This is a genomic window from Actinomadura fibrosa (genome assembly GCF_900659615.1).
GTDB classification, from domain to species: domain Bacteria; phylum Actinomycetota; class Actinomycetes; order Streptosporangiales; family Streptosporangiaceae; genus Spirillospora; species Spirillospora fibrosa.
In genome coordinates this window covers 79,468-96,677 of the sequence record NZ_CAACUY010000004.1, presented here as the reverse complement: position 1 = coordinate 96,677, position 17,210 = coordinate 79,468, and the positions used below count along the sequence as shown (strand labels likewise).

Genomic DNA, 17,210 nt, shown 5'->3' with positions numbered 1-17,210 from the left:
ATGCGCACGCATCAGATGCACATGCATTAGATGCCTGCGGATTTAGTGCATCGACATTTGATGCATGTGCATGTACTGTCCTCCGACGTGACTATCACCGAGACCTCACCTGGCTCAGCCGTCCGCGCTCCGGAGACCGGGGCACCGGCCGAACAGACCTGGACCCCCCGGCTGTGGGGAGTTCTCGCGGTGCTCTGCGCCGTGTTGTTCCTCGACGGGCTCGACGTGTCGATGGTCGGCGTCGCCCTGCCGTCGATCGGCACCGAGCTCGGACTGTCGACCACCTCGCTGCAGTGGATCGTCAACGGCTACGTGCTCGGGTACGGCGGGCTGCTGCTCCTCGGCGGCCGCACCGCCGACCTGCTCGGGCGGCGCCGCGTCTTCCTCACCGCCCTCGCCGTCTTCGCCGTCGCGTCGCTGGTGGGCGGCCTGGTGGACGACGGCACGCTGCTCATCGTCACCCGTTTCGTCAAGGGACTGGCCGCCGCGTTCACCGCGCCGACCGCCCTGTCCATCCTGACCACCAGTTTCCACGAGGGGCCCGCGCGCAACAGGGCGTTGTCGGTCTTCTCCGTTTTCGGTGCCAGCGGCTACTCGTCCGGGTTGATCCTCGGCGGGCTGCTGACCAGCTTCGGCTGGCGCTGGACGTTCTTGACCCCCGTCCCCCTCGCGGTGCTGGCCCTCGTCGCGGGCATCGCCCTGATCCCGCGGGACAAGGCGGCGGCGAACGGCGGGCACGACCTCGTCGGCGCCGTCACCCTGACCGGCGGCATGCTGCTCGCCGTCTACACCGTCGTCTCCGCGCCGGACCGCGGCTGGCTCGACCCGGTCACGCTCGGCTCGGTCGCTCTCGCGGCGGCGCTGCTGGCCGCGTTCGTCGTCACCGAGAAGAAGGTGCGCCATCCCCTCATCCGCCTCGGGATCCTGAGGATAGGAACGATCGTGAGGGCCAACCTGAGCATCATCGCGCTGTTCGGCTCCTACCTGAGCTTCCAGTTCATGATGACCCTCTACCTCCAGGACGTGCTCGGCTGGTCGCCGCTCAGGATGGCGATGGCCCTGCTGCCGGCCGGACTGCTGGTGGCGTTCGGCTCGCCGTTCGTCGGCCGCCTCATCACCCGGTACGGGACGCCCAGGCTGATCATCAGCTCGATGCTGTCGCTGAGCCTCGGCTACGTGTGGTTCCTTGCCACCGCCGGTGACAGCCCGCACTACGCGTTCACGATCCTGCCGACGATGCTGCTGCTGGGCGGCGGGTTCGCGTTCGGCTTCAGCTCGATCATGGCTCAGGCCACGGACGGCATCGACGACTCCGAGCAGGGGCTCGCGTCCGGTCTGGTGCAGACGTCGGGCCAGGTCGGCGCGGCGCTGGTGCTGGCCGTCGTGACCGCTCTGGTCGCCGGGGGCGCCCACGGCGGAGGCGGTGACTTCGGCGAGTTCCACCCCGGCGTCAACCTGGTGAGCGGTGTCGCAGTGGTCGGCCTGGCGCTGAATGTCATCCCGCTGTTCCGCCGCTACCGTCCGAAGCACGTGTCCGTGAGCATCACCTCCGAGTCTCCCGTGCAGGTCACCTCTGACTGATCGGTGACCCTCGGGCGAGGGGCGTCCTCCTTCGGGAGGGCGCCCCTCGCGCTGCGCTACCTAGTGCGCTCCCAGTAGCGGCGTTTACCTGGTGCGCTTCCAGAAGGGGCGGCGGGATGAGCCGGACGCCTCGTTGGTGAGCACCTCCAGTGAGCGGGCCCACAGCTCTTGCACTCGGGCCGGTTCTGACGACGGGTGGAGACGGCGCAGGTCGTCGCGGAGTGCCGTGAGGGCGGTGGTTTTCTGCTTGCGGGCCTCCATCCGGGAGATGAGCGATTCAAGGGTGGGCAGGACGTCGCTCAGCAGGTGCTGGAGTCGCTGGTCGTGGTCGTCCGGGACGTTCCGGAGCCGCTCCAGCGCTTCGGTGATCTCCTGCGCGAAGGTGGGCGGTTGGGCGCGGCGGCCGTGTCGGGCGCGGGGCCCGGGGCCTGCGGGAGGAGCCGCTCCGTAACCGGTCTGTGCCGGTGGACGGATCGAGCCGTGCACGGGGCCGGGCATGGCGGCTCTCGGTGGGGGCGGCGCACCGGCTGGGCCGGGCATCGCCGCTGCCGGGCCTGCCGGTGCGGGTGGCGGGGCTCCATGGACGGCCCCCGCGGGTGGTGGGGCTCCTTGGACGGCACCGTCGAATCCCATGGGCGCCGCTTCGAACATGGGCGAGAAAGCGGCGGGTGTGACTCTCGGGGCGGCCCAGCCTTCGGGTGTCTCCACGGGTTGGACGACGCGGTGCGGAGCCTTGCCCTCGGCGACCACCCTGCTGTCCACGGCGACGAACGCGGTGAAGCGGCACAGGACGCCGAACCGCAGGGACGTGTCGACGATGCGGCGTTCCAGGTCGTCCGAGCCGCCGACGGTGTAGCGGTCCTCCAGGTCGCGCAGGTGGGCGCGTGCCCAGATCGAGGCGGCGGCCGGATCATCGGTGGTCGTGGCGGTGGCGTGCTGCTCCCAGGCCGTGCCGTCGGCCGAGGTGCCGTGCACGGAGAGCGCCCCGGACGCCTTCCCGCGGAACCGGCCCCCGATCACCAGGGGGACGCCGGGGTACAGGGCGCCCAGGCGGCTGGGGGCGACGGAGTCGGGGACGATGTCCAGGCCGTCCGGTCGCAGGGTGAGGTTCGTGGCGAGCGGTGCGCCGATGCGATGGTGGATCAGCTCCATCGCCTCGTCGAGGCGGTCCTCGGATTCGACGAGCTCGCAGCGGCCCTGCCCGATGGAGGCCAGGCGGTTCAGGAAGCCGGCGTTCACCGCCCGGTCGATGCCGACCGTGTGGACGCGGACGCCGTTCAGGCGCGGGGCGAGGTGGGCGAGGATCTGGTCCTCGTTGCCGATCTGCCCGTCGGTGATGAGGACGAGCACCCGGTCGCGGGCGGAGTCGGCGAGGAGGGCGCAGCCCTCGTCGAGCGGGGCCAGCATCTCCGTGCCGCCGCGCGCGTGCAGCGCCGCCAGATGCTCGACGGCGCGGAACCGGTTGCGGTCCGTGCCGTCGGCCAGGCCGGGGCCGAGATCGCGGGGGCGCTCGATGACGGTGTCGAACGACAGGACGGCGAAGCGGTCCTCGGTGCGGAGGGTGTCGACGATCCGGGCGGCGGCCCGGCGCGCGGCGACCATCTTCCAGCCCTGCATGCTGCCGGATCGGTCGAGGATGAGCACCACGTCGCGAGGAGCTGGGCGGGCGTCCCCGGACGGCAGGACGGTGAGCGTGAACGTGCCCTCGTCGCCGGACTCGTCGGGGACGAGCGACAGCGCCGCGCTCTCGTGCGGCGCGTAGCGCAGCCGCAGGATGAAGTCGCGGTCGAGACGCTCTCCCGGTTGCAGGCGTACCGTCGTCCGCTCGCCGTCGCCTTCCTCGGCGACCACGTGGAGGGCCGACTGGACCTCGGTGATCGGGAGGCCCGCCGGATCGATGTCCGTCGTGATCGAGAGCCGCACCGGGTTGGGGAATCCCGGCAGCAGGACGGGCGGGCTGATCCGCGAGGCGTCGGGCACGGCGTCGGTGTCGTCGGCGACCCCCGAGCCTGCGCGCTCGTCGTCCAGAGGCGAGCCCGGGATGTACCGGGGCGCCACCACGAGGGGGAAGCGGAACGTGGCGCTGGACCCCGACGCGTCGGTCTCGAACGGGAGCGGCTGGTTCAGCGTGAGCCGTACGGTCACGCGTTCGCCCGGGAGGATGTTGCCCACGCGCATGGTGAAGACGTCAGGACGGTCTTCCTCGGCGATCGCCGCGCGCTGGCCCGCCGCGATGGCGGTGTCGTAGTCCTGCCGGGCCTGCCCGCGCTCCTTGAGCGTTCCCTCGATGACCCGGTCGTCCGCCTCCATGCGAAGCGCGGTCACGGCGGCTCGGTCGGGAAGCGGAAAGATGTACGTCGCTTCCAGGGGCACGTCGAACGGGTTCCGGAAGCCCTGGACGACCTCCACGCCGGCGGCCAGGCCGGTGATGGACGCGTGCACGCCGACGGAGTCGAGCGGCAGGTTGCCCCTGTCGGTGGTCAGCGCCCCGATGCCGCGGTCGGGGGCCGGGGGTGTCGCGGTGTCGGGTAGCGGCAGGATGCGCACGGTCACTGGGACCTCCGGGGATGAGCGGCGGGCAGGGCTACGAGGTCGTCGGGGGCCGCGGCGAGGCCGCGGCGGCGGAGTTCGTGCAGCAGCGGCCGGGCTGCGGCCTTGATAGCGGCGAGGTCGTCGGCGCTCAGGGAGGGCACCTCCACGAGCAGCGTCAGGTCGGGCGCCAGCCGGACGCCCTGGACGATGTCCGGCCGGCCTCCGGCGAAGTCGGCGCCGACCTGTGCGGTGTGCCGGTCTGTTTCGGCTCCGGTGACACCATGCCCGGCACTTGAGTGGCCCGGCTCGGTCTCGGCGGCGCCCAGTCCGGCGCCGAAGTCGCTCGCCTCGTCCTCGATGGCGCCATGCCCGGCGCCGGAGCCGCTCGGCTCGGTCTCGATGGCGCCATGTCCGATAGCGGAGTCGCCCGGCTTGTAGTCGACCGAGCTGGCGGCCGGGCCGTAGGAGACGTCCGGGCGAGCCGCCCAGAAGGGCCGCTGGGTAGGCGTTTCCGTGGCGCTGTCGTGCTGCTGCGGAGCCTTCGCCGCTGCACGCGTGACGTCTTGTGGGACACCGGCTCGCGGCGACCGCGCCCGCCCTTGCGAAGACGCGACTTCGGCGGGGAGTGCACCGCCTCGCGAGGGTGCGCCCTGCGTAGGCGGTGCGTCGTCTCGGGAGGCTGCGGTTTCGGCGGGAGGCGCGCCGTCGAGTGCGGGCTCCTCGGGGGGTGCGTCGTTCCGCAGGGATGTGGTCTGTGTCGGGAGTGCGTCGTCCCGCGGGGGTGTGGCCTCTGCCGGGGGTGTGCCGTCCTGCGAGGGTGCGGCCTTGGTGGGGGGTGCGTCCTTTCGCAGGGGTTTGGCTCGTGCGGGGAGTGTGACGTCTCGCGGGGGTGTGTCCTGCGTTGGTGGTGTGGCGTCTCGCGAGGGTGTGGTTTCTGGTGGGAGGGCGGCTATTTGTTCGAGGGTCGTGTCGGTGGCGGCGGCTAGTTCGATCTGGATCTCGGCGATCGAGCGGCCTGCGGCTTGGCGGCGCTTCACCGCGACGAGCTGGAGGAGATGGCGCGGGCCGTAGAGGGCGGTGCGGCCGCGGCGGCCGAGCGGCGGGTCGACGAGGCCGATCGTGGTGTACCAGCGGATCAGCCGCTCGTTCGGTACGTCGCGCACCCGGCCGTTGACCTGTACGGATTCGCCCGCGGCGAGGGCCGCGACGGCGCGTTCCGCCAGCTCGGTGATCGTCCAGGCATCGTCCATGGATTCATCATGACACTGTCATCATGACAGTGTCAACGTCATCCTCGAAAGTCGTCGATCGGTGTCGGTGAAGCCCTTGCCTGCACGGACGGGCTGCCGCACGCTTGTGCCTCGGAACGCGGCTGCGGGGCTGACGAAGAGGGGTGTCCGGTGCGGTGCAGCGGTGCCGGCGTGTCCCGTGCCGGAGCCTCGGCCTCGGTCCGCTACTGCGCACTCGCCGCGCGGCATCGCTGGGAGCGGCTCGCGGTGCGGGTCGTCCTCGCCTGCGGGACGGGGGTCGTCGCGGCGGGGATGGGCGGCTGGAAGGCGGGGCTCGGCGCGGCCGTCGCCGTCTTCGCCGGTCATGTCGTGTACGTGCGGGTCCGGCCGGGACCCGTCACGGACTGGCGGCGCGGCGCGCGTGCCGAGCGCCGTACCGGACGGCGGCTGGCCAGGTTGGATCCGGTGGGTTACCGCGTCCTCCACGACCGGGCGCTGAAGGGGGCCTCCGGCGCGAATCTGGATCACTTGGTGATCGGATTGACCGGGGTGTACGCGATCGCCAGCAGGCACTTCGCGTGGGGCGTCCGGCTCCGGGCGGAGGAGCGGCGGCTCCTGGCGGGGAACCGGCCGGTCGGCGGTATGGCGGGTGTGGCGGGACGTGCCGCCGATGAGGTAGCGAAACTGCTGTCCCGAGAACTCGATTGCACCATCCCTGTGACGCCGATGGTCGTTGTGCACGGCGCGCGGATCGCCCGGGACGGTTTCCGGCACCGGGACGTCGTCTTCTGCCCGGCGCGGGCGGTCTCGCAGGTCATCGCCGGTCAGCCGGTGATCTTCACGAGTGCGCAGGTCACGACCGTCGCCGCGGCCGCGGAGCGGTTGCTGCCGCCGATGCTGGAATCGATCACACGGAAATGATCCTTTCGGCGGGCGCGCATTCGCGGGTTCGGATATTTCCGGCAAGGTGGTCAAAGTGCTTTCGAGTTGATATTCAGTTAGATTCTGGGAATCGGCCGATCGGCTGGTCGTTCGATCTCATGAATACGCCGGTAAAGGGCGCCTGAAGCATTTACCTTCTCAGTCATGGAGGACCATCTTCTGGTCGAGGCGCTGCGTCGGCGCGATCCGGGGGCCGCGGCCGCGGTGTACGGCGCCTATGCCGACCGCCTCTATGCGTACTGCTGGTTCCAGCTGCGCAGTCGCGACGCGGCGCAGGTGGCGCTGCGCGACACGTTCATCGTGGCCGAGGCGCACATCGAGAAGCTGCGCGATCCGGACCGGTTCGGGCCGTGGCTGTACGCCATCGCCCGGGTGGAGTGCGGGAGGCGGCTGCCGCCCCGGGACGCGCCCCCCGACGTGCCGGTGGCCAGCCACGACCAGGAGGACGTCGACCAGCGCATCACGGCCTGGCAGGCCGTCCTGGCGCTGCGGCCGGTGACGCGGGAGATCCTGGAGCTGCGGGTCCGGCACCAGTTGTCGGTCCCGGACCTCGCGGCCGTCTTCGACCTGCCGGTGAGGGACGCGCAGGTCGCGCTGGACCGCGCGCACGGCGAGCTGGAAGAGGCCCTGACGGCGGAGATCCTGGCCCAGCAGGGGCCGTACGGATGTGCGGAGCGGGCGGCGCTGCTGCGCGAACGGCATGGTGATCCCGAGTCCGGCGCGGACAGCCTGTTGATGGTGCACGCGCAGGTGTGCGAGGTCTGCGGCGCGTTCCGTCCGCGGACGGTCTCGGCCGCCAAGGTGTACGGGCTGCTGCCGGACGCGGATCCGCCGGAGGGGCTGCGCCTGCGGGTGATGAGCAGTTTCCTGGATCCCGACCTGGTCGGTTACCGGCTCTTCGTCGCCACCCGGGTCAGCGCGTTCACCTCCGGCGGGTTCCCGGTCCAGCCCAGGCGGTCGGGGATCTCGCTGCGGATGCCCGGTTCCGTTGGGAGGTTCGGCCGCCTTCGCCGCTTCGGGAGGGCGGGTGACAGGGAGCCGGACGACGGGGCCGGTGCCCGAGCGGTCCGCGTCGCGGTGGTGCTCGCCGTGGTGGTCGTTCTCGCCGGTGGAGGGCTCGCGGCCGTGTTCGGTCGCGTGGGCTCCCGGGAGGACGCCGGGCCGGCCGGGAAGGTCGCGGGTCCGCGTCCCAGTGCGAGCCCCGGCGTCTCGCGGGTGCCCGGGAGCGAGCGTCCGGCGCCTGGCAGGCCCGAGGAGGGGGGAACGATCCAAGCGGCTCCCGTGTCGGCCACGTTCCCGCTCGGCGCCCAGGAGTCCGCCGCGCCCTTGTTCGCGTTGCCGTCGTCCGCCGACTCGGCGTTCCCCCACGTCTCCGCGGTGCAGACCTCCTCGTCGGACGGCAGGCTGAGCGTGTCACCGCTGTTCCTGGATCTGGCGGGCGGCGCGGACGGGACGGTGGAGTTGCGTGCGGGCGGACGTCCGGTGGCCTGGCACGCCAAGAGCCGGGGGCCCGTTCGGGCCAGTCCGTCGTCCGGCCGTCTGAAGGCCGGTGAGGTGGTCGCCGTCGACGTGCACGTCTCGCGGAGCGCTCGGTCGCGGGGCGAGGGCGACATCACGTTCCAGCCGGGCGGGATCGATGTGCACGTCATGTGGCGTCCTGACAGGCCCGCTCCTGGGCCGGATCCGTCGCCGAGTCCGACCGGCACGGGCTCCGCCGGTCCGGGTGGCACCTCCAAGCCGTCGAGCACTGCACGTCCGGAAGGCTCGCCCACGCCACGTCCGGAACCTCACTCGTCGGCGAAGCCTTCGCCGGTCGACCCGTCGAGCGGTGGGCAGACCGGCCCGCCCGCCTCGGACCCGCCCGGGCCTTCGGCCGCATCGGCCGGGAGCCCGACTCCCGCCGGTTCCGGCGGGTGAGGCGGGAACCGTCCTGATCGACACGGGAGCCGCCGCGCGTGACGGAAGTTCCGATCGTTGCCCGACTGAACTACGCTTCGTAGGTGATTGTTTGCGCTAAGTGAAACATGCCTGGGGGAGGACGTGTTCATGGCACCGAGCACACCACTGCGCCGCCGTCCTCCCCGTGCGCCGTTCACCGGCCTCGGCGCGGGCCTGCGGCTGTTAGCCCTCACCTCCGGCGCGGTGCTCGGGATGTCGCTCCTGGTGCCCGTCGCCTGGGCGCGTTCTCCGGTGGACCCCTCCCCCAGCGCGCAGGACGTCAGGCAGGGCGAGCGCGACGTCCGGGAGCGTGCGGCGGAGGTCGGCCGGACGAAGGCGGAGCTCGCCGAGGCGGATGGCGAGCTGAACAGGCTGGCGATGTCCGCTGAGGCCGCGGTTGAGCGCTACAACGGCGAGCGGGTCAGGTTGGAACGTGCCCAGGCGGCCTACCGGGACACGCGGGCGCGGCTCGCCGAAGCGACCCGGAGGGTGGGGGAGACCCAGGCCGAGATGGCGGCGTTCGCGGCGCGCGCCTACCAGCACGACACCGGCTACGACCAGGTCCCCTCGGTGCTCATGGGCGAAGGCGGCCCGCAGGGCTTCATGGACCGCGCCGGCATGGTCGAGGTCCTGGCCGCCCGGCGGGCCGGGATCCTCCGTCGCGTGGAGGCGTCCAAGAACGTCGCCGAGGTGTTCCGCAAGCAGGCCGAGGCAGCCTTCAGGGAGCAGTCCGCCGCGACGAGGCGCGCCGAGGACGCGAAGCGGTCCGCGCAGGAGGCGGTGGCGGGTCACCGGGCGTCGGTCGGGCGCATCGAAGCCGAGAAGCGTCGCCTGGAGCGGCGGCTCGGCGAGGCGCGGGCGCACGTCGCGGAGCTGAGGCAGGCGCGGCAGGAGGCGCAGGAAGCACGGGAGGCCCGGGAGGCCCAGGAGGCACAGCAGGCCCGGGAGGCGGAGCAGGCGCGGGAGGCGGCCGGCGCGGCGGTGGCCGTCACCGGTTCGCAGCGTCCCGCCACGTCGGCGGCGCGCGGGGCGCTCGTCGCGCGCGCGGCGCTCAGGTGGCTCGGGACGCCCTACTCGTGGGGCGGCGGGACGGTGGACGGTCCCAGCTACGGCATCGAGCACGGGTCGGGCATCGTCGGATTCGACTGCTCCGGCCTGGCCATGTACGCGTGGGCCAAGGTCGGGGTCCGCCTCGACCACTGGACGGGTACGCAGTGGACCTCGGGGCCGCACGTGCCCTTGGGCGCCCTCCGCCAAGGGGATCTCGTCTTCTTCGCGCGGAACACGTCCGACCCGGACACGATCCATCACGTGGGCATCTACATCGGCGGCGACCAGATGGTGGAGGCGCCGTACACCGGCGCGCGGGTGCGGATCTCCGACATCCACCGCAACGACCTCATCGGCGCCACCCGCCCGGCCGGCTGACCACCGGACACCCCGGCGAAAAGAGAGAACCCTTCCGTACGGGCTCCGTACGGAAGGGTTCTCGAACCGTGTCGCGCGGGCGGCAGGGAGCGGATCGGTGCCGTCCGCGCTCCGGGCCCGGCCGGAGGGACCTCCGGGGCGGTGCGGCGTTTCAGTGACCGCCCAGGTCGGCGGCGCGCTTGCGGGACCGCTCGACCTCGGCCTCGGCCTCGACCCGGCCCACCCAGTTGGCGCCCTCCACGGACTTGCCGGGCTCCAGGTCCTTGTAGACCTCGAAGAAGTGCTGGATCTCCAGGCGGTCGAACTCGGGGACGTGGTGGATGTCGCGGAGGTGCTCCATGCGGGGGTCGGTGGCGGGGACGCACAGGACCTTGTCGTCACCACCGGCCTCGTCCGTCATCCGGAACATGCCGACGGCGCGGCAGCGGATGAGGCATCCCGGGAACGTCGGCTCCTGGAGCAGGACCAGCGCGTCCAGCGGGTCGCCGTCCTCGCCCAGGGTGTGCTCGATGAACCCGTAGTCGGCCGGATACTGCGTCGAGGTGAAGAGCATCCGGTCGAGTCGGATACGCCCGGTCTCGTGGTCCACCTCGTACTTGTTCCGCTGGCCCTTCGGGATCTCAATGGTGACGTCGAAATCCAAGATGTCCTCCGCTCCCTGCGCGGTCGCAGTGAATAGTCTTTCGGGAGTCTGTGCGGGCTTGGCCGAGACCCCCACGGGGTGGGTGTTCCCTTATATAAGGATGTCGCACGTTGGTGAGTGCTGAGTGGGAGAGGGGCGGTCACGTGCCTGGACGAGGCCGGGCCCTCGCCGTGCTGTCACTGTCCCTCCTTAATGTTTTCACCGCCGCCGCCGGGCTGGCAGTGGTCAAACTCACACCGGAGCGCCATCTGTCGCCCCGGCCGCCCAGCGTGGCGGCCCGCGACCTCGTCGCCGCCCGGTCCGCGATCCCGGCCGCCGATCCCGCGGGAGCCCGGTCGCCGAACCCGTCCGTCCTGGCCGGACGGCTGTCCGCGCTGATCGGCGGGCCGGACGCGAAGATCAACGCCGTGGTGGTCGACGCCGTGACCCGCCGCCCCCTGTTCGAGCAGCGCGCCGACCAGCCGGCCACGCCTGCGTCGACGACCAAGCTCGCGACGTCGGTGGCCGCGCTCGCCTCGGTCGGGTCGCAGCACCGGATCACCACGCAGGTCGTGCGGGGCGCGGGCGGCGGCGTCGTCCTGGTCGGAGGCGGGGATCCTACCCTGACGGCCCTGCCCGCGCGGGCGGGCGCGGGCCATCCGCCGTACGCGTCGCTGGCCGATCTGGCCAGGCAGACCGCGGCGGCGCTCAAGGCGTCCGGGGTGCGGCGCGTGCGGGTCGACTACGACGCGTCCGCCTACCAGGGGCCCCGCACGGCCTCCAGTTGGAAGCCCAACTACCTACCCGACGGTGAGCTCGCGCCCGTCTCCGCCTTGACCGTGGACGAGGGCCGGGTCGCCCCGACGGATCCGTCGCAGAAGGCGCGGGTCGCGGATCCGCCCGCGGCGGCCGCGGCCTCGTTCGCGCGCCTGCTGTCCGTGAACGGGATCCCGGCCAAGGCGGGACGGTCGACGGTCGCCCCGCAGGGGGCCGCGCGGCTCGGGGCGGTGCAGTCGCCGCCGATCTCCGCGCTGGTCGAGCACCTGCTGACCGACAGCGACAACGACGTGGCCGAGGCGATGGCCCGGCAGGCGGCGATCAAGCAGGGCGTCCCGGCGTCGTTCACCGGTGCCGCGCAGGCCGTCCGGCAGGTGCTCGCCGGGCTCGGGGTGGCCGACGGGGTGTCGGTCAACGACGGCAGCGGGCTGTCGCCGCGCAACCGGATCTCGCCGATCGCCCTCGCCCGCATCGTGTCGCTCGCGGCCGCTCCGGACCGTCCCGGACTGCGGCCGGTCATCACGGGCCTGCCGATCGCCGGGTTCTCCGGGACGCTGAGCCCGCCCCGCTACACGGTCCCGGCCAGCCAGGCGGGGGCGGGGCTCGTGCGCGCGAAGACCGGCACCCTCTCGGGGGTCAGCACACTCGCCGGGGTGGCCTACGACGCCGACGGACGGCTGCTGGCGTTCGCGTTCATGGCCGGGGACGGGAAGGGCCCTGTCGATCCGGGCAAACTGGATCAGCTCGCCGCCGCGGTGGCGACCTGCGGCTGCGGCTGACAACCGGCCCGGGCGAGTGTGGGCGGGGCCGTATGGGAGATAACCAGAACGGTTGTTCGTTGAACGATCGTGCAGGGGCGCTCCGGCGCCGTCCCCGAAACGTACGGTGGAGTACATGAGCGCCTCAATGATCGACTGGAACGTGGCGGTCCAGGCGGGCACCCGGCTCGTCAGGCCCGGCCCCCAGGTCAGCCACGAAGAGGCTCGCGAGGTCGTGAAGGAGCTCAGGGAGCTGTCCCGGATCGCCCACGGGCACGTGCGCGACTTCACCGGGATGGCGTCCGAAGTCGACCCCGCCCCGGCGACGATCGTCGACAGGCCCGGCTGGATCCGGGCGAACGTGGACGGCTTCCGAGTGGTGCTCGAACCGCTCATGGAGCAGATGTCCCAGCGGCGGGGGCCGGGCCCGCTCGGCGGTGCGGCGAACGTGGTCGTGGAAGCGGTCGGCTCCCGGGTGACGGGGATGCAGGTGGGCGCGATCCTCGCCTACATGGCCAGCCGCGTCCTCGGGCAGTACGAGCTGTTCCTCCCGCCGGACCCGTCCGGTGTCGCTCCCACGGGGCGGCTGACGCTGGTCGCGCCGAACATCGTCCATGTGGAGCAGGAGCTCGGTGTGGACGCGCGTGACTTCCGTCTCTGGGTGTGCCTCCACGAGGAGACCCACCGGGCCCAGTTCACCGGGGTCCCGTGGCTGCGCGAGTACGTGCAGGACCAGATGACCAAGTTCCTCCTCGCGTCCGACCTGGACCCGGGCGTGATGCTGGAGCGCATCCGCGACGCGGCGGAGGCGGTCGCGGACGCCGTGCGCGGAGGCGACTCCAACATCATCGACGCGATCCAGAGCCCCGAGCAGCGCGAGATCCTCGACCGCCTCACCGCGGTGATGACGCTCGTCGAGGGGCACGGCGACTACGTCATGGACGCCGTCGGGCCGGAGGTCGTCCCGTCGGTGCAGCGCATCCGGTCGCGCTTCCAGGGGCGCCGCGACGGCGGGTCGAAGCTGGACAGGACGATCCGCAGGCTCCTCGGCATCGACCTCAAGATGAAGCAGTACGCGGAGGGCTCGCGGTTCGTGCGCCGGGTGGTCACCGAGGTCGGCATGGACGGCTTCAACAAGGTGTGGCAGTCGCCGGAGACGCTGCCCACCCACGCCGAGATCAAGGAGCCGGCCCTGTGGATGGACCGGGTCGTCGGCCCGCGCGCCATCGACACGGCCCCGCCGGAGGCCAGCGAGGCCTGAGTCCCGGGCCCGAAACGTCGTTGCCGGATGGTAGACGTTTGCCCATGGGCCCTGATCCGGCGGTGGCGGCGGTGCGTTCCGCGGTGCGCGCCGCGCTCGCCGCCGTGCCGCCGGGCTCCATGGTGCTCGTCGCGTGCAGCGGCGGCGCCGACTCCCTGGCGCTCGCCGGGGCGCTCGCGTTCGAGGCTCCGCGTTCCGGGCACCCCGCCGGCGCGGTCACGGTCGACCACGGGCTTCAGGACGGTTCCGCCGAACGCGCCGACGCCGTCGTCCTGACCCTGGCCGGCCTCGGGCTGGACCCGGCCGGCTCCATCGCCGTCACCGTGGACGGGCAGGGCGGGCCGGAGAACGCCGCCCGGGAGGCCCGCTACACCGCCCTGGACGATGCCGCCGCCCGTCTTAGGGCCGCGGCGGTGCTCCTGGGCCACACCCGCGACGACCAGGCCGAGACCGTCCTGCTGGGGCTGGCGCGGGGGTCGGGTGCCAGATCGCTGGCCGGTATGCCGCCGTCCTTCACCCGGAAGTCCGCCAGGGACGGCACTGACGTTCGCTACATCAGGCCCCTGCTCGAACTCGATCGGGCGACGCTGCGCAGGGCCTGCCATGTGATGGGCCTCGAACCCTGGGACGACCCGCACAACGACGATCCGGCTTTCACGCGCGTTCGCGTGCGGCATGAGGCCCTGCCCGCCTTGGAGAAGGCCCTCGGCCCGGGCGTCGCCGAGGCGCTGGCCCGGACGGCGCGGATGCTCCGTGACGACGCGGACCTCCTCGATGAACTCGCCCGGAAGGCGTACACGGATCTCACCTCGCCCCCACCAGGCGATGACGCACCGCCCGATGGCCCACCGGGCGATGACCCACCGCCCGGTGACCCACCGGCCCTCCGGCGACCCGAGGGCGCGGAGGACGGCGTGCTCGTCGCGGTCCGCCTGGACGGGCTCGCCGACCTCCCCAGAGCGGTCCGGACGAGGGTGTTGCGGACGGCGGCGATCGAGGCGGGAAGTCCACCGGGTACGCTCGCGGCCGTCCATGTCGATGCAGTGGATCGGCTGGTCACGGCCTGGCGCGGCCAGCGGCACGTCGATCTGCCGGGGGGTCTCCGGGCGTTCCGGCGGTATGGCAGGCTGCTGTTCGGCCGGGCTTGATGCCGCGCCGTGTGCGAACCGTCACGCGGCGCGTCCGATGTCGCAGCGATGAGGGTGGGGTTGTGGACGAGAAGGACCTGGGCCGGGACCTGGCGAAGGTGCTGATCCCCGAGGATCTGCTGCAGGCCAAGGTGCGGGAGCTGGCCGCGAAGATCGACGCCGACTACGCGGGCAAGGACCTGCTGCTCGTCGGCGTCCTCAAGGGCGCCGTCATGATCATGGCGGACCTGGCGCGCGCCCTGCACGCGCCCGCGTCGATGGACTGGATGGCGGTGTCGTCCTACGGGTCGGGGACCAAGTCGTCCGGCGTCGTACGTATCCTCAAGGACCTGGACACCGACATCCTCGACCGGCACGTCCTCATCGTGGAGGACATCGTCGACTCGGGGCTCACCCTGTCCTGGCTGGTCAGCAACCTGCGTTCGCGCGGGCCGGCGTCGCTGGAGATCTGCGCGCTGCTCCGCAAGCCGGAGGCGGTCAAGACCGAGATCGACGTGCGGTACATCGGGTTCGACATCCCGAACGAGTTCGTCATCGGCTACGGGCTCGACTACGCGGAGAAGTACCGGAACCTGCCGTTCGTCGGCACCCTCGCCCCGCACGTGTACGGGGGCGGGGACGCCTAGGGGCGGCGACGCCTGGGGGCGGTGCGGATCCGCTCGTCTCGGGGCTGGTCACGGCCCCGAGACGGCCGGCGGGGAACAAGGGGCCGTGACGGATCGTTGCAAAGGTCGTTGACGGGTATATGAACAGGATCGGGAGAATCGGCGCCGGCTGCGTCTCCTGTGTCCTGCGGTGTACCGTCGGTGTCTCGGGCGCTCGGGCCCTGGAGCCACGCGAGGACTACCGCCTCGGTGGTCCCGGATCCCCGGGCGGCGGGCCTTTTGTTGGTCGCAGTGGCGTCCGCCCCCCGGCGGGACGGGCGAGGATCGCACACAGACGTTGGTCAGGAGGGACGGGCCCCGGAGGGGTAACCGGATAAATGGACGTGAAGCGCTATTTTCGCGGGCCGCTGCTGTGGATCCTGCTGTTCGGCCTCTTGGTCGCCCTCGTCATGTGGGGCGTCAACCCCGGCCGTTCGTATGAGAAGACCGACACCTCCAAGGTGGTCCAGGAGATCGCCGCGGGCAAGGTGAAGTCCGCGAAGATCATCGACAAGGACCAGCGGATCGAGGTCACCCTCACCGACGACAAGCACCAGCAGGCCTCCTGGGTGGACGGTCAGGGGCTCCAGCTCCAGAACCAGCTCCAGCAGCAGGCCAACGCCGGCAAGCTGCCCGGCGGCTACAACGTCGAGGTGCCGAAGCAGAGCTTCTTCCTCAACCTGCTGTTCAGCCTGCTGCCCATCGTGGTCATCGTGCTGATCTTCCTGTTCATCATGAACCAGATGCAGGGCGGCGGCTCGCGGGTGATGAACTTCGGCAAGTCCAAGGCGAAGCTCATCACCAAGGACACCCCGAAGACCACCTTCGCCGACGTGGCCGGGGCCGACGAGGCCCTGGAGGAGCTGGAAGAGATCAAGGACTTCCTGCAGAACCCGGCGAAGTTCCAGTCGATCGGCGCCAAGATCCCCAAGGGCGTGCTGCTGTACGGCCCGCCCGGCACGGGCAAGACGCTGCTGGCGCGCGCCGTCGCGGGCGAGGCCGGCGTGCCGTTCTACTCCATCTCGGGTTCGGACTTCGTCGAGATGTTCGTCGGCGTGGGCGCGTCCCGCGTCCGCGACCTGTTCGAGCAGGCCAAGGCGAACGCCCCGTCGATCATCTTCATCGACGAGATCGACGCCGTCGGCCGGCACCGCGGCGCGGGGCTCGGCGGCGGCCACGACGAGCGCGAGCAGACCCTCAACCAGCTGCTGGTCGAGATGGACGGCTTCGACGTCAAGGGCGGCGTGATCCTGATCGCGGCGACCAACCGCCCCGACATCCTCGACCCGGCGCTGCTGCGCCCGGGCCGGTTCGACCGCCAGGTCACCGTGGACCGCCCCGACCTGGAGGGCCGCAAGGGCATCCTCCGGGTGCACGGCCGCGGCAAGCCGTTCGCGCCCGACGTCGACCTGGACGTGATCGCCCGCCGGACGCCCGGCTTCACCGGCGCCGACCTGGCGAACGTCATCAACGAGGCGGCGCTGCTCACGGCCCGCTTCGACCGCAAGCTGATCGACATGGACACCCTGGAGGAGTCCATCGACCGCGTCATGGCCGGGCCGGAGCGCAAGACCCGCGTGATGTCGGAGAAGGAAAAGAAGATCATCGCCTACCACGAGGGCGGGCACGCGCTGGTGGCGCACGCGCTGCCGAACGCCGACCCCGTGCACAAGGTGACGATCCTGCCGCGCGGCCGGGCCCTGGGCTACACCATGACCCTGCCGATGGAGGACAAGTTCCTCACGACGCGTTCGGAGATGACCGACCAGCTCGCCATGCTGCTGGGCGGCCGGACCGCCGAGGAGCTCGTGTTCCACGAGCCCACCACGGGCGCGGCGAACGACATCGAGAAGGCCACCTCGATCGCGCGCAACATGGTGACCGAGTACGGCATGAGCGAGCGCCTCGGCGCCCGCAAGTTCGGCACGGGCGCCGGCGAGGTGTTCCTGGGCCGGGACGTGGGCCACGAGCGCGACTACTCCGAGGACATCGCCTCCGCGATCGACGACGAGGTCCGCCGGTACATCGAGTCGGCGCACGACACGGCCTGGGAGATCCTGGTCGAGTACCGGGACGTCCTGGACGACCTGGTGGTCAACCTCATGGACAAGGAGACCCTGTCCAAGGACCAGGTGCTGCAGATCTTCGCGCCGATCACGAAGCGGCCGCACCAGAACTCCTACACGGGGTACGGCAAGCGCCTGCCGTCGGACCGGCCGCCGGTGCTGACGGCCAAGGAGCTGGCCCTGCTCGGCCCGCAGGACGTGACGGACCTGACCAAGGGCAACGGCCAGGGCGGGGTCCCCTCGTCCGAGGCGGTCGACCCGTCCCAGGGTGAGAGCTGATCGCC

At 71.7% G+C, this 17,210-nt stretch carries 12 protein-coding genes; 9 read left to right on the top strand and 3 right to left on the bottom strand.

Annotated features, from left to right (window positions below):
- The first annotated feature begins 87 nt into the window (after positions 1-87).
- Positions 88-1,581, top strand: coding sequence for an MFS transporter (locus E1300_RS02930; protein WP_165502651.1), 1,494 nt, complete (start codon positions 88-90; stop codon positions 1,579-1,581).
- 84 nt (positions 1,582-1,665) lie between these two features.
- On the opposite strand, the gene E1300_RS02925 is transcribed toward E1300_RS02930, so the two are convergent.
- On the bottom strand, positions 1,666-4,134 hold the full coding sequence (locus E1300_RS02925) for a VIT domain-containing protein (RefSeq protein WP_131755284.1): 2,469 nt from the start codon (positions 4,132-4,134) through the stop codon (positions 1,666-1,668).
- The gene (locus E1300_RS52125; RefSeq protein WP_242618911.1) at positions 4,131-5,363 is read right to left on the bottom strand and encodes a MerR family transcriptional regulator; all 1,233 of its coding nucleotides are present in this window, start codon (positions 5,361-5,363) and stop codon (positions 4,131-4,133) included. Before E1300_RS52125 ends, E1300_RS02925 begins: the two co-directional genes overlap by 4 nt.
- Positions 5,364-5,534: 171 nt before the next feature.
- Between E1300_RS52125 and E1300_RS02915 the strand changes: the two genes are divergently transcribed.
- The 3 genes from E1300_RS02915 (at position 5,535) to E1300_RS02905 (ending at position 9,650) form a co-directional block, all read left to right on the top strand.
- Positions 5,535-6,263 carry a nuclease-related domain-containing protein gene (locus tag E1300_RS02915; protein ID WP_131755283.1) on the top strand — a complete coding sequence of 243 codons (729 nt, stop codon included), beginning with the start codon at positions 5,535-5,537 and terminating at the stop codon, positions 6,261-6,263.
- Positions 6,264-6,428: 165 nt separating this feature from the next.
- Complete coding sequence (locus E1300_RS02910; protein ID WP_131755282.1) at positions 6,429-8,201, top strand: RNA polymerase sigma factor; 1,773 nt, start codon at positions 6,429-6,431, stop codon at positions 8,199-8,201.
- Positions 8,202-8,330: 129 nt separating this feature from the next.
- On the top strand, positions 8,331-9,650 hold the full coding sequence (locus tag E1300_RS02905) for a C40 family peptidase (RefSeq protein WP_131755281.1): 1,320 nt from the start codon (positions 8,331-8,333) through the stop codon (positions 9,648-9,650).
- Between the two features lie 151 nt (positions 9,651-9,801).
- Here E1300_RS02905 and E1300_RS02900 read toward each other — a convergent pair whose 3' ends face one another.
- A complete protein-coding gene (locus E1300_RS02900; protein ID WP_131755280.1) occupies positions 9,802-10,293 on the bottom strand; it encodes an inorganic diphosphatase in 492 nt (163 codons plus the stop codon).
- A 143-nt stretch (positions 10,294-10,436) separates the two neighbouring features.
- Between E1300_RS02900 and dacB the strand changes: the two genes are divergently transcribed.
- The 5 genes from dacB (at position 10,437) to ftsH (ending at position 17,205) form a co-directional block, all read left to right on the top strand.
- The gene (gene dacB, locus E1300_RS02895) at positions 10,437-11,828 is read left to right on the top strand and encodes a D-alanyl-D-alanine carboxypeptidase/D-alanyl-D-alanine endopeptidase (RefSeq protein WP_242618910.1); all 1,392 of its coding nucleotides are present in this window, start codon (positions 10,437-10,439) and stop codon (positions 11,826-11,828) included.
- Positions 11,829-11,955: 127 nt separating this feature from the next.
- Positions 11,956-13,068: an Rv3626c family coenzyme F420 biosynthesis-associated protein gene (locus E1300_RS02890; protein WP_131755349.1), complete on the top strand. Its 1,113-nt coding sequence runs from the start codon at positions 11,956-11,958 to the stop codon at positions 13,066-13,068.
- A 44-nt stretch (positions 13,069-13,112) separates the two neighbouring features.
- A complete protein-coding gene (gene tilS / locus E1300_RS02885; RefSeq protein WP_131755279.1) occupies positions 13,113-14,216 on the top strand; it encodes a tRNA lysidine(34) synthetase TilS in 1,104 nt (367 codons plus the stop codon).
- A gap of 62 nt (positions 14,217-14,278) precedes the next feature.
- Complete coding sequence (gene hpt, locus E1300_RS02880; RefSeq protein ID WP_131755278.1) at positions 14,279-14,842, top strand: hypoxanthine phosphoribosyltransferase; 564 nt, start codon at positions 14,279-14,281, stop codon at positions 14,840-14,842.
- A 356-nt stretch (positions 14,843-15,198) separates the two neighbouring features.
- Positions 15,199-17,205: an ATP-dependent zinc metalloprotease FtsH gene (gene ftsH / locus E1300_RS02875; RefSeq protein ID WP_131755277.1), complete on the top strand. Its 2,007-nt coding sequence runs from the start codon at positions 15,199-15,201 to the stop codon at positions 17,203-17,205.
- The last annotated feature ends 5 nt before the right edge of the window (positions 17,206-17,210 follow it).